Origin of the sequence: Cytobacillus sp. FSL W8-0315, assembly GCF_038002905.1 — a bacterium.
Lineage (GTDB): Bacteria > Bacillota > Bacilli > Bacillales > Cytobacillaceae > Cytobacillus > Cytobacillus pseudoceanisediminis.
Genome location: NZ_JBBOOC010000001.1, coordinates 1,734,692 through 1,747,789 on the forward strand (window position 1 = coordinate 1,734,692; position 13,098 = coordinate 1,747,789).

The window sequence follows — 13,098 nt, forward strand, 5'->3', positions numbered from 1 at the left end:
AATTCTTTATATTAAATCGCATGTTCGGTATAATAGGGTTGAATAAATATTAAGGGAGTCGAAATGATGGCTAAATTAGATGAAACGTTAACCATGCTTAAAGACTTAACGGATGCGAAAGGAATTCCGGGAAATGAGCGCGAACCGCGCGAGGTTATGAAAAAATACATAGCAGCATATGCTGATGAAGTGACAACAGATGGACTGGGAAGCCTGATTGCTAAAAAAACCGGAAAAGAAGGCGGCCCTAAGATCATGGTGGCTGGCCACTTAGATGAAGTTGGATTTATGGTAACAAACATTGATGATAAAGGTTTCATCCGCTTCCAGACAGTTGGGGGCTGGTGGTCACAGGTTATGCTTGCACAGCGTGTGACGATTGTAACGTCCAAGGGAGATATCACCGGGGTAATTGGTTCTAAGCCTCCGCATATCTTATCCCCGGATGCGCGCAAAAAGCCTGTTGAAATTAAAGACATGTTCATTGATATTGGTGCTTCAAGCCGTGAAGAAGCGAAAGAATGGGGAGTAAAACCTGGTGACATGGTGGTTCCATATTTTGAGTTTACGGTTATGAATAATGAAAAGATGCTATTGGCAAAGGCTTGGGATAACCGCATCGGCTGTGCAATTGCCATTGATGTGCTTAAGCAATTGAAAGATGCTGATCATCCAAATGAAGTATATGGTGTAGGAACGGTTCAGGAAGAGGTTGGACTTCGCGGAGCCCGCACTTCGGCTCAAAAAATCGAGCCGGATATCGCATTTGGTGTAGATGTGGGAATCGCAGGTGACACGCCAGGGATTTCTGAAAAAGAAGCCATGAGCAAAATGGGCAAAGGGCCGCAAATCATCCTTTATGATGCATCAATGGTCTCGCACAAAGGTCTTCGTGATCTAGTAACAGACACTGCGGATGAATTGAATATCCCATATCAATTTGATGCCATCGCTGGCGGCGGAACAGATTCAGGAGCCATTCATGTTACTCATAATGGAGTTCCATCACTTTCCATCACCATTGCAACTCGCTATATCCATTCCCATGCAGCAATGCTTCACCGCGATGACTATGAAAATGCCGTTAAGCTTATTGCTGAAGTGATTAAGAAGCTTGACCAGGAAACAGTGGATAGGATTACTTTTGAATAAGAAAAGCTGAAGGCCCGCTGCTTTGACCCGAGAGCTGATGGCGCTGGACAGTTATCTAAGTTTTACCCTTTGTTATTTAGCAGAATTAAAAAAACTCCGGAGCTATACCGGAGTTTTTTCATTTTATTTAAGGCCGCTCTCCAATGTTTGAAGCATTTCCAGCTTGTCTTCCTCTGAAGAATTTTTCCAAATTACTTCAAACAAAACACCTAATCCAGGCAGCATTTTCTCTTCCCCATTTTGAATGGCATCTACGATCGTATCTTTAAGTTCGTCTTGAGAGTTGCCTGAAACATTGTGTAAAATGGCATTGCGCAGGTTTAAATTCACCTTGATGCACTCCTTCCAGATTTAATTCGTTATTATCTTCTCTAATTTCGCTTTTATTATGTATTTCAAATAGGCTATAATGAAAAAACTGTATAAAGAAATTCCGGTTGTGCGGGATTTTCTATAAAAGGAGAGACCGTGTTGAAGCATATACAATCTGCAAAAAATCCAAAAATTAAAGAATGGAAGAAACTTTTGACCAAAAAAGAGCGGGACAAAACAGAAACCTTTTTGGTTGAAGGCTTTCATTTAGTGGAAGAAGCACTGAAAGCCAATCAAATAGCTGAAATAATCATTAGTGAAAATAAAGACATGCCTCCTGGATGGGATTATGGCGACATCCCTGTAACAATGGTTACAGAAGAAATCATCGGGCAGCTGGCGGATACGGAAACGCCGCAGGGAATCTTTGCTGTCTGCAGTCAGGAACCATCTTCCGAGGAAGTAAAAGGAAAACGGTTTTTATTAATTGATGCCGTCCAGGATCCCGGCAATCTGGGTACGATGATCAGGACGGCAGATGCTGCTGGTATCGATGCCGTTATTGTGGGTGAAGGAAGCGTTGACGCATATAACCCAAAGGTGCTCCGCTCTGCACAGGGCAGTCACTTCCATTTGCCGGTTTTAAGAGGGAATCTGTCTGACTGGATTGGCAGACTGAAAGAAAGTAAAGTTCCTGTCTATGGAACTGCTTTGGAAAATGCCCGGGAATACACAAAGTATGAGTCCTCTGATTCCTTCGCGCTGCTCGTTGGAAATGAAGGAAATGGGGTGAATAAAGAGCTTCTGGCTAATACAGCAGCAAACCTTTATATACCGATATTCGGGAAAAGCGAATCACTTAATGTGGCGGTGGCTGCCGGAATTCTTCTTTATCACTTAAGAAAATAGAAAATGGGCGGCCATTTTTTGAAAACCGTTTGAAACAGCCTCAAGAATGTAATATAATTAACAGCAAAATTATAATAACAAAACGATGACGGAGACCAATACCTTGCAGTCAGCCTTTTCAGGGAGAAAATGCCTAAGACTGAAAGCATTTTTACAGGAAATGCAAGGGAACATTCACCTCCTGAGTTGGCATCGGGACCATTGAAAAGTAAGCGAGAAAGAATAGATAACTGTCTAGCTCCGGCTCCTAGGGGCTAGAGGTCATAAGCCAATCTGTCATGAAGGTAAAGTTCAACCTTAATGCCATCTTGTCTTATGCTTGTCGCCTCCGCTTTTCGATGTAAAGATGTACCGGCATAAGCCGTTATCCCAATGAAGTGAACACGTGCATGAAGTACATATATGTGTTAAAAAGGGTGGTACCGCGAAACCTCGTCCCTTTATGGGGATAGAGGTTTTTTATTTTGGCCAAAAAAGTAAAAGTATTAATTTCAAGGAGGATATTTAGATGCAAGAACGTTTAAAGGAACTGCAAACTGAAGCGTTGGAAAAAATCAGCACTGCTGCTGATTTAAAAGAATTAAATGACATCCGTGTTTCTTACCTGGGCAAAAAGGGTCCAATAACTGAAGTTCTAAAAGGAATGGGGAAACTGTCTGCGGAAGAGCGCCCTAAAATGGGGGCACTTGCTAACGAAGTAAGAGACAGTATTGCTGCAGGAATTGAAGAAAAGCAGAAGCATCTTGAGGAAGCGGCAGTACAGGAAAAGCTGTCTGCTGAAAAGATAGATGTTACTCTTCCTGGACGTCCTGTCAAATCAGGAAACCATCATCCGCTGACACGCATTATTGAAGAAATTGAAGATTTGTTTATTGGAATGGGCTATACAGTAGCTGAAGGCCCTGAAGTTGAAAAAGATTATTATAATTTTGAAGCCTTGAACCTCCCTAAAGGCCACCCTGCCCGCGATATGCAGGATTCCTTCTATATTACAGAAGAGATTCTTCTTCGTACCCATACTTCGCCGGTACAGGCAAGAACAATGGAGAAGCATGAAGGCAAAGGGCCGGTTAAAATCATCTGTCCGGGAAAAGTGTATCGCCGTGACAATGATGATGCTACACACTCCCACCAGTTCATGCAAATAGAAGGACTTGTTGTAGATGAAAACATCCGAATGACCGATTTGAAAGGAACACTGGAAGTGTTTGCGAAGAAAATGTTCGGAGATGACAGGGAAATCCGTCTTCGCCCAAGTTTCTTCCCATTTACAGAACCATCTGTGGAAATGGATATTTCCTGTAAAATCTGCGGCGGAAAAGGCTGCAGCGTATGTAAAGGCACTGGCTGGATTGAAATTCTTGGCGCCGGAATGGTTCATCCCAATGTTCTTGAGATGGCAGGCTTCGACTCTAAGAAATACACAGGCTTTGCATTCGGAATGGGACCTGAGCGAATTGCCATGCTGAAGTATGGTGTGGATGATATTCGCCACTTCTATACAAATGATGTTCGTTTCTTAAAGCAATTTTCAATTCATGAGTAATTAGAAAAGCGGAGGCGACTGTTCAACCCCGACATGCATAAGGCAAGCTGCCATGAAGGTTGTTCTTTAACCTTCATGGCAGAATGACTTATAACCTCGAGGGGGCAGAAGCAGGAGCTGGACAATAAAAGAGGAGGATCATAAATGTTCGTTTCATATAAATGGCTGCAGGAATATGTTGATTTATCAGGCGTTACACCTGCAGAGCTTGCAGAAAAGATTACAAAAAGCGGTATCGAAGTTGAAGGTGTAGAAGTTTTGAATGAAGGCATCAAAGGTGTTGTAGTAGGGCATGTCCTTGAAAGAGAACAGCACCCAAATGCTGATAAGCTGAATAAATGCTTAGTTGATACAGGAGCTGGTGAGCCTGTACAAATCATATGCGGTGCCCCAAATGTGGATAAAGGGCAGAAAGTGGCTGTGGCTACCGTTGGAGCTGTGCTTCCAGGCAATTTCAAAATTAAGCGCGCGAAGCTGCGAGGCGAAGAATCAAATGGAATGATCTGTTCACTTCAAGAGCTGGGCATTGAAAGCAAGCTGATTGCAAAGGAATATGCTGAAGGCATTTATGTTTTCCCTAATGATACAGAAGTTGGCCAGGATGCTCTTGAGCAGCTTAATCGTGACGACCAGATTCTTGAGCTTGGGCTGACTCCGAACCGTTCTGACTGCTTAAGCATGCTGGGTGTTGCTTATGAAGTAGCTGCTATTTTAGGAAGAGGAGTAAAGCTTCCTGAGCCGCAGGCTGAGACTTCATCTGAAAAGGCTTCTGATTATATTGAAGTTCAGGTGGAAGCAAAAGAAGATAATCCTCTTTACGTTGCGAAGGTTGTAAAAAATGCAAAAATAGGTCCATCTCCTGTATGGATGCAGGCTCGTTTAATGGCGGCGGGCATTCGCCCTCACAATAACGTGGTGGACATCACAAACTACATTCTGCTTGAATACGGCCAGCCGCTTCATGCTTTTGATTATGACCGGCTGGGATCAAAGCAAATCCTTGTCCGCAAAGCAAGAGATGGTGAAGTGATTGTTACTCTTGATGATGCCAAGCGTGAGTTAACCTCAGATCACCTTTTAATAACAAATGGGTCTGAACCCATTGCACTTGCCGGCGTCATGGGCGGGGCAAATTCTGAAGTACAGTCGGACACTAAAAATGTACTTATCGAATCAGCTTATTTTAAAGGGGCAACGGTTAGAAAAGCTTCAAAAGATCATGGCTTAAGAAGCGAAGCAAGTGCCCGTTTTGAAAAAGGTGTGGATCCAAACAGAGTTAGAGCTGCTGCAGAAAGAGCTGTTCAATTGCTTGCACAATATGCGGGCGGGGAAGTGCTTGAAGGTTCCGTGGAAGCAGATGCACTGCAAGTGGAACCCGCTGTGGTGTCTGTAACGCTTGAAAAAATCAATCGTGTGCTTGGCACGGAACTATCCATGAAAGAAGTAGAGGATATATTTGCCCGTCTTCAATTTGAAACAAATACTGATAACGATACGATTACTGTTACAGTTCCAACACGCAGAGGCGACATTACGATTGAAGAAGACCTTATTGAAGAAGTTGGCCGCTTATTTGGCTACGACAATCTGGCATCCACTTTGCCTGTTGGGTCCTCTACACCAGGGCATCTATCTGAATACCAGAACAAACGCAGAATGGTCCGCCGTTACCTTGAAGGTGCAGGACTTTACCAGGCAGTAACCTATTCATTAACAAATGAAGCAAAAGCGTCTCAATATGCACTGGAAGAGCGCAAACCTGTGCAGCTGGCAATGCCTATGAGTGAAGATCGCAGCCTGCTCCGATTAAGTATTGTTCCGCAGCTTCTAGAAGTATTAAAATATAACTCTGCACGCCAGAACGACAGCCTGGCTGTTTATGAAACAGGAGCGGTCTTCCTCTCCAATGGAGAAGAGGATCTGCCTGAAGAGCGTGAGCACCTTGCTGGAGCGGTTACTGGCTTATGGCACAGCCACCCATGGCAGGGAGAAAAGAAGCCGGTTGATTTTTACGCTGTAAAAGGAGTTCTTGAGGGCTTATTTGATAAGCTGGGACTATCCGATAAGGCTGAATTCCGTCAGGCACAAAAGGATGGGATGCACCCTGGAAGAACAGCAGAAATATTGCTTTCCGGGAAATCAGTGGGATTTGTCGGCCAAATCCATCCTACTGTGGAAAAAGAGCTTGATTTGAAAGAAACATATGCGTTTGAGCTTTCCTTAAAAGCGATCCTGGATGAAGAAGTTTCACCTTTGCAGTATGAAGCTATCCCGCGTTTCCCTTCCATCACAAGGGATATTGCCCTTGTGGCAGATAAGGGAACAGCAGCAGGCGAGCTTGAAGGAATCATTAAAGAAGCCGGCGGCAAGCTATTAAAAGACGTTCATGTTTTTGACCTGTACGAAGGCGAACGGATGGAGCCAGGCAAAAAATCAATTGCTTTCTCCCTTAAATACTTCGACCCTGAACGTACACTAACGGATGAAGATGTAACAAAAGCACATGATAAAGTATTGGATGCTGTGAAGGAAAAAGCCGGAGCAGTATTGAGAGGATAAAATAATGAGGAAGGCAGCCCGAAGGCTGCCTTTTCTTTAATTGGCCGTTAAAACAGCTCATTTGGCCGATAAACCTCTCATTTTGGCCGATAAACCTCTGCTTTTGGCCGATAAATATTTATTCCAAAGAGTTATGGTCCTCTTAAACAGGAAAAAGCAGCCAATCTCCTTAAATTGGCTGCTTCATTATCAATTATACTTCCTGCTGTAAAGCTTCATCGCTTTTTCAGTATTCGCAAAGTGCAGTTTTACAAAAGAAGGCAATGCCTCACGCCCTTTATCTCTGATCAGCCGGGCTGCTGCTTCATCAACCTTCGGACCGGCGCCTTTAGTGAGCCGGAAACCGGCCTTTGTGCTAAGATTTTCAAAGTGGCGCACAAACGCATAGCGGGCCAGGATGGATGCTGCTGCAACTGCGAGGTGGATTCCTTCTGCTTTTGTGCTGAAAAAGACCCGTTCCCTTTGAATGGTCTGCTGGTTTTTCAAATAGTTGAAGTAAACCTCTTCCTTTGCAAACTGGTCAATCAAAATGGCTTCAGGCTTTTCAGGAGCAATTTTCCCTAAAACATGCCCGATTGCCTGATTGTGCAGCAATGCTTTGATTTTCCCCTGTGACATCCCTGATTGCTGAAGCTTATTGTATTTTTCATTATGCAGGGTTAACAGGCTGTGGGGAACGATATCTTTTATCTGTTTTGCGATTTCAATGATTTTTTCATCTCCCAGATTCTTGGAGTCCTTTACTCCAAGCTCCTTCAGCAAAGGGATTTGATCTTTTTTTACGTAAGCTGCAACAACCGTGATGGGGCCAAAATAATCACCGGTACCCACTTCGTCTGATCCTATGACAGAAAGGGAACTGATATTTTCCGGCAAGTTGGCCGCTGCAGGGCTGGTTTTTTTGCTCGGCTGTGCACTGCGTGCGGTATCTCCCCATTTTTTTGCCTCTGTTTCACTTCCGCTGCCCTGAAAGAGTACTTTCCCCGATTTATAGGCAGTGATCGAACACCCTGGCACCTTTGCAGCAAATACGCTTCCGGGAGGCAGCTTGTCATTTAGCCTGCCTGAATAATAGGCCTTCATTTCTGAGATTTCATTTGCTTTTTTTAAAAGTACTACTTGGCTCATATTAATTCTCCTCATCTTTGTTAACTGTTTGAATCTGCTGCCTCTATTTGGAAAAAGATTTACATGAACTGAGCTCTTTTGACATGCTTTGACTTCCCACCAATATACGTTCATGTTATGATATTGATTAGGATTCTTTAAAAAAGGAGGGCATGGGCGTTGTCAGAGATACAAAGAAATCGCACAAGTGTAGATATTTATGGACAGCAATATGTAATAGTAGGCTCAGAGAGCTCCAGCCATGTTCGCCTTGTCGCTTCGCTGGTTGACGATAAAATGCGTGAGATCAGTTCGAAGAATCCTTCACTCGACATTAGTAAGTTAGCCGTGCTAACCGCAGTCAATGCTGTTAATGATTATATAAAGCTAACAGACCGTCTGGAACGGCTGGAAAACGAATTAAATAGAGTAAAGGACGGAAAGTAGTCATGCTGGATCTTGCAATTATCATTATTTTGGTTTTTGGCTTTTTTATAGGCTTGAAAAGAGGATTTATCCTTCAATTAATTCATTTGACTGGATTCATTATTGCTTTCATTGTAGCCCGTATGTATTACGGCGAGCTAGCACCTAAGCTGACTTTATGGGTGCCATATCCCAGCTTTAGCAGTGACTCGGCGATTCAGACGTTATTTGAGAATGCAGATCTTGAAGATGCTTACTATCGCGCCATTGCATTTGTCGTGATTTTTTTTGCGGTAAGAATATTACTGCAGATTATTGGAAGCATGCTTGATTTTGTTGCCCATCTTCCTATTCTAAAACAGCTGAATGTTTGGGCTGGCGGCATTCTCGGATTTATCGAAGTCTATCTTATCATGTTTATTCTATTATACATAGCCGCACTGGTTCCAATAGAAGTGCTGCAGGGGCCGATCAATAATTCCTTTATGGCAGAATTAATGGTTAAGAATACGCCTGTTCTCTCTAACCAGCTCAAAGAAATGTGGGTTGAATATATGGCTGCGTAACTTCTCTTTTTCTAGAGAAGTTTTCTTTTTGAAAGGCTGTTAATATAAGTTTTGTGGATTTACTACAATCTAGCTAAATCCACTGAGTTGGTTGGAGCGGAGGACGCTTGATCCTCGAGAATGCGTTCGCATTTTCTTCGTGCGGTATTGCTCAGGGAGGTTATTCAATGTCCTGCGGGAGGAGAGGGAGCGGGAGACCCCACAGGCGAAGCCGAGGAGGCTCCCGTACCTCCCCGCGGAAAGCAAGTGTCCGCAGTGGAAACCAACGGGCAATATTAAAAGGTAAAACCTCACTTATTAAGTAAGAGGCTTTAGAGATAGCCATGATTTGAAGTTCAAACACAAAATAAGAGATAATACGAATACGAATACAGTTACAGGCAGGTGGTTTTCGTGAGTATAAATAAAAAAGATGTTGTGAGGCTTTTAGAAACAATTGCTGTTTATATGGAATTAAAAGGAGAAAATCCTTTCAAAACAGCTGCGTTCCGAAAAGCGGCACTGGCACTTGAATCAAATGATGAAAGCTTGACTGAAATAAAAGACTTTACAAAGCTATCCGGCATCGGGAAAGGAACCGCTGCTGTTATTGAGGAGTACATAAAAGAAGGAAAGTCTTCTGTTCTGGATGAATTAAAAGAAGAAGTGCCTTCAGGATTAATTCCTCTTCTTCAGCTCCCTGGACTGGGCGGCAAGAAAATTGCCAAGCTATATAAAGAGCTGGGCGTCGAAAATGCCGCAGATCTTGAGGATGCCTGCCGCAATAAGAAGGTCCGCGTACTTGCAGGCTTTGGGGAAAAATCGGAAGAAAAGATACTCGCTGCCCTTGAAAATGCAGGAACCAGACCGGAACGGCTGCCGCTTGCATATATGCTGCCAATAGCGGTAGGCATAGAAGCCGCCCTGGAGGAAATGAAGGATATCGAAAAATACTCAAGGGCAGGAAGCTTAAGGAGAATGAGGGAAACAATCAAAGACCTCGACTTTATTATAGCTACAGACAATCCTGCTTCAGTCAAAGAGCAGTTATTAAGTTTATCCGGGATTAAAGAAGTGATTGCCGCAGGAGATACAAAGGTTTCCGTTGTTTTTGAACATTCCTATGATATATCGGCTGATTTCCGTATAGTTCTGCCGCATGAATTTGCCACTACACTCCATCATTTTACTGGATCGAAGGATCATAATGTCAGAATGCGCCAGCTTGCAAAAGAGCGCGGGGAAAAAATCAGTGAATACGGAGTTGAAAACACTGAAACAGGTGAAATCCTTACCTTTAAGGATGAAGAGGAATTTTACGCCCATTTCGGACTTCCATTCTTTCCTCCTGAAATCAGAGAAGATGGGAAAGAAGTGGATGAATATACGCAAGACATGGAATTAATATCTCTTGAAGATATTAAGGGTGACCTTCATATGCACTCAACCTGGAGTGATGGCGCCTATTCCATTGAAGAAATGATTGAAGCATGCCGGGCCCGCGGCTATAAATATATGGCAATAACAGACCATTCTCAGTACTTGAAAGTGGCGAACGGTTTGACTGCTGAAAGACTTCGCAGTCAAAAAGAAGAAATAAAGCGGCTTAATGAGCAATTCGATGATTTCACGATTCTGTCAGGAGTGGAAATGGATATTCTGCCCGATGGATCGCTTGATTATGATGATGAACTTCTAGAGGAATTGGACATTGTCATTGCTTCTATTCATTCTTCTTTCTCACAGCCGAAGGAGAAAATCATGGCTCGCTTGAAAACGGCGCTGCAGAATGCCCATGTCGACATTATTGCCCACCCTACGGGAAGATTGATCGGCCGCAGGGAAGGCTATGAAGTAGACATGGAAATGCTCATCGAGCTTGCAAAAGAAACAAATACAGCCCTTGAGCTGAATGCAAATCCGAACAGGCTGGACCTTGCTTCCGAGCATATCAGACAAGCTCAGGAAGCTGGTGTGAAAATAGTGATTAATACTGATGCACATAAAATAGACACTTTAAATCACATGGAAATCGGAGTTTCTGCGGCAAAGAAGGGATGGATCAAGAAGGAATCCGTTTTAAATGCCATGGAAACAGAAGATTTGCTCAAATTTCTGAAAGAACGCCAGTAGGAAATTGGGCATGAAAGGGGAAAATCCTCATGCAAGAAAGAGTCTTGAAGATACTTGAGTTCAATAAAGTGAAGGAACAGCTGCTTGAGCACGTTTCTTCATCCTTGGGAAGAAAAAAGGCCATAAATATTCGTCCTTCCACTGACTATGAAGAAGTTATCCGCAGGCAGGAAGAGACAGATGAAGCCGTGACAGTACTTAGAATTAAGGGAAATGTACCGCTTGGAGGCATTTTTGATATTCGTCCTCATGTGAAGAGAGCGGTCATTGGAGGGATGCTTAGTCCCCAGGAACTTAACCAGATATCCAGCACGATTCATGCAAGCAGGCAGATGAAGAGGTTCATCGAGGAATTTGCCGAGGAAGAAAGCAGCCTGCCGATCCTGCTGGGATATACAGATAAAATTATTGTACTGGCTGACCTGGAAACGTCTATCCGCAATGCGGTTGACGACAATGGAGAAGTGCTTGACAGTGCAAGCGAGACTCTCCGTTCTCTTCGAAATCAGCTGCGCACGAAAGAATCACGTGTAAGAGAGCGTCTGGAGAGCATGATTCGCTCCACCAGTGCCCAAAAGATGCTTTCTGATGCGATTATTACAATCCGCAATGACCGTTTTGTCATACCTGTAAAGCAGGAGTACCGGGGACATTACGGCGGTATTATCCATGACCAAAGCTCCTCTGGCCAGACATTATTTATTGAGCCCGCGTCCATTGTCCAGCTGAACAATGAATTGCAGGGCATCAGGGTAAAAGAACAGCAGGAGATTGAACGGATTCTCATCGCACTGTCAGTACAGGCCGCTGAAAACAGCAGTGAACTGGAAACCATTGTAGAGGTGCTTGGGGAAATCGATTTTATGTTTGCTAAAGCCAGGTACAGTAAACGCATAAAGGCCTCCAAGCCGAAAATTAATAATGAAGGGATAATTTCATTATTCAAAGCCCGTCATCCGCTTATTCCTATTGATGAGGTAGTGGCAAATGATATTAAGCTCGGAGCTGAATATTCGACCATTGTCATTACGGGACCAAATACCGGCGGTAAAACAGTTACATTAAAAACAGTGGGGCTTTGTACATTGATGGCTCAGGCCGGTCTGCAGATCCCAGCGCTTGATGGTTCTGAAACGGCTGTTTTCGGAAATGTTTATGCTGATATCGGGGATGAACAGTCAATTGAACAAAGCTTGAGTACTTTCTCTTCGCATATGGTTAATATCGTGGATATTCTTGACCAGGTTGACTTCAATAGTCTGGTATTATTCGATGAGCTTGGTGCAGGTACAGATCCGCAGGAAGGTGCTGCCCTGGCGATTTCTATTCTTGACGAAGTATACAAGCGGGGGGCAAGAGTTATCGCCACAACTCATTATCCTGAACTGAAAGCCTATGGCTATAACAGAGAAGGAGTTATCAACGCCAGTGTTGAATTTGATATTGAAACGCTTAGTCCAACCTATAAGCTGCTGATTGGGGTTCCGGGCCGAAGCAATGCTTTTGAAATATCAAAACGGCTTGGGCTCAAGGATCAAGTGATTGAGACCGCAAGATCCTATATAGGAGCAGATACAAATCAGGTTGAAAATATGATTGCATCCCTTGAAGAAAGCCGCAGACAAGCAGAGGCTGACATGGAAGAAGCCAATGACTTTTTGAAAAGTGCAGAAAAACTTCATAAAGATCTGCAAAAGCAAATGGCTGAATTTTATGAGGAAAAAGATGCAATGCATGAGAAAGCAGCAGAAAGAGCCGAGGATATCGTTGAGAAAGCCAAGGCAGAAGCAGAAGAAATTATCCGCGATTTAAGAAAAATGCGCATGGAGAAACATGCTGAAGTGAAGGAACATGAGCTGATAGAAGCAAAGAAACGCCTGTCCGAAGCTGCACCGCAGATGAGCTCAGCAAAGAATAAATTAAAGCCAAAGAATAATAAACATGTGTTTGAAGCAGGCGATGAGGTAAAAGTTCTGAGTTTTGGACAAAAAGGGCATTTGCTTGAAAAGGTGTCTGACAATGAATGGCAGGTTCAAATCGGCATCTTAAAAATGAAAGTAGCCGAAAGGGATTTAGAATATGTCAAGAGTCCAAAACCTGTTGAAACAAAACCAGTAGCAACAGTAAAAGGCAAAGATTTTCATGTGAGCCTTGAACTTGATTTACGGGGCGAACGATATGAAAACGCACTTTTAAGAGTGGAGAAATATATAGATGATGCCCTTTTAGCTGGATATCCCCGTGTCTCCATCATTCATGGTAAAGGGACTGGTGCTTTGAGGCAGGGTGTTCAGGAATATCTGAAAAATCACAGGTCAGTTAAAAAAATTCGATTTGGTGAAGCAGGAGAAGGCGGCACAGGGGTTACAGTCGTTGAATTTAAATAAGCTTTGCCACCCGCTCTCCTTT

General features: G+C 43.4%; 10 protein-coding genes. 8 read left to right on the forward strand and 2 right to left on the reverse strand.

All coding sequences use genetic code 11. From position 1 onward, the window contains the following. Positions 1–66 precede the first annotated feature (66 nt). Positions 67–1,152, forward strand: coding sequence for a M42 family metallopeptidase (locus MKY20_RS08830; RefSeq protein WP_019383092.1), 1,086 nt, complete (start codon positions 67–69; stop codon positions 1,150–1,152). 123 nt (positions 1,153–1,275) lie between these two features. Here MKY20_RS08830 and sspI read toward each other — a convergent pair whose 3' ends face one another. Then, positions 1,276–1,482, reverse strand: coding sequence for a small acid-soluble spore protein SspI (gene sspI, locus MKY20_RS08835; RefSeq protein WP_009333207.1), 207 nt, complete (start codon positions 1,480–1,482; stop codon positions 1,276–1,278). A 141-nt stretch (positions 1,483–1,623) separates the two neighbouring features. On the opposite strand from sspI, the gene MKY20_RS08840 reads away from it, so the two are divergent. The 3 genes from MKY20_RS08840 to pheT all read left to right on the forward strand — a co-directional run bounded on the left by MKY20_RS08840 (position 1,624) and on the right by pheT (position 6,478). Further along, complete coding sequence (locus tag MKY20_RS08840) at positions 1,624–2,373, forward strand: TrmH family RNA methyltransferase (protein ID WP_019383093.1); 750 nt, start codon at positions 1,624–1,626, stop codon at positions 2,371–2,373. 508 nt (positions 2,374–2,881) lie between these two features. Next, positions 2,882–3,919 carry a phenylalanine--tRNA ligase subunit alpha gene (pheS, locus tag MKY20_RS08845; protein ID WP_009333205.1) on the forward strand — a complete coding sequence of 346 codons (1,038 nt, stop codon included), beginning with the start codon at positions 2,882–2,884 and terminating at the stop codon, positions 3,917–3,919. A 144-nt stretch (positions 3,920–4,063) separates the two neighbouring features. Beyond that, complete coding sequence (gene pheT / locus MKY20_RS08850) at positions 4,064–6,478, forward strand: phenylalanine--tRNA ligase subunit beta (protein ID WP_217025952.1); 2,415 nt, start codon at positions 4,064–4,066, stop codon at positions 6,476–6,478. Positions 6,479–6,667: 189 nt separating this feature from the next. Here the strand turns inward: pheT and rnhC are convergent, their stop codons facing one another. Continuing rightward, complete coding sequence (rnhC, locus tag MKY20_RS08855) at positions 6,668–7,606, reverse strand: ribonuclease HIII (protein WP_217032730.1); 939 nt, start codon at positions 7,604–7,606, stop codon at positions 6,668–6,670. Between the two features lie 159 nt (positions 7,607–7,765). Here rnhC and zapA point away from each other — a divergent pair, with 159 nt between their 5' ends. The 4 genes from zapA to MKY20_RS08875 all read left to right on the forward strand — a co-directional run bounded on the left by zapA (position 7,766) and on the right by MKY20_RS08875 (position 13,076). Continuing rightward, positions 7,766–8,032, forward strand: a complete 267-nt coding sequence (zapA, locus tag MKY20_RS08860; protein WP_009333202.1) for a cell division protein ZapA — start codon at positions 7,766–7,768, stop codon at positions 8,030–8,032. Positions 8,033–8,034: 2 nt separating this feature from the next. Continuing rightward, a complete protein-coding gene (locus MKY20_RS08865; RefSeq protein WP_217025951.1) occupies positions 8,035–8,577 on the forward strand; it encodes a CvpA family protein in 543 nt (180 codons plus the stop codon). Positions 8,578–8,970: 393 nt separating this feature from the next. Further along, on the forward strand, positions 8,971–10,689 hold the full coding sequence (gene polX, locus MKY20_RS08870; protein WP_217025950.1) for a DNA polymerase/3'-5' exonuclease PolX: 1,719 nt from the start codon (positions 8,971–8,973) through the stop codon (positions 10,687–10,689). 29 nt (positions 10,690–10,718) lie between these two features. Then, positions 10,719–13,076 carry an endonuclease MutS2 gene (locus tag MKY20_RS08875; RefSeq protein WP_009333199.1) on the forward strand — a complete coding sequence of 786 codons (2,358 nt, stop codon included), beginning with the start codon at positions 10,719–10,721 and terminating at the stop codon, positions 13,074–13,076. Positions 13,077–13,098 lie beyond the last annotated feature (22 nt).

Excerpts from the sequence above, each read along its gene's own strand:
- MKY20_RS08830 (WP_019383092.1), top strand. The coding sequence starts at position 67 with ATGGCTAAATTAGATGAAACGTTAACCATGCTTAAAGACTTAACGGAT.
- pheS (WP_009333205.1), top strand. The coding sequence starts at position 2,882 with ATGCAAGAACGTTTAAAGGAACTGCAAACTGAAGCGTTGGAAAAAATC.
- pheT (WP_217025952.1), top strand. The coding sequence starts at position 4,064 with ATGTTCGTTTCATATAAATGGCTGCAGGAATATGTTGATTTATCAGGC.
- rnhC (WP_217032730.1), bottom strand. The coding sequence starts at position 7,606 with ATGAGCCAAGTAGTACTTTTAAAAAAAGCAAATGAAATCTCAGAAATG.
- MKY20_RS08865 (WP_217025951.1), top strand. The coding sequence starts at position 8,035 with ATGCTGGATCTTGCAATTATCATTATTTTGGTTTTTGGCTTTTTTATA.
- MKY20_RS08875 (WP_009333199.1), top strand. The coding sequence starts at position 10,719 with ATGCAAGAAAGAGTCTTGAAGATACTTGAGTTCAATAAAGTGAAGGAA.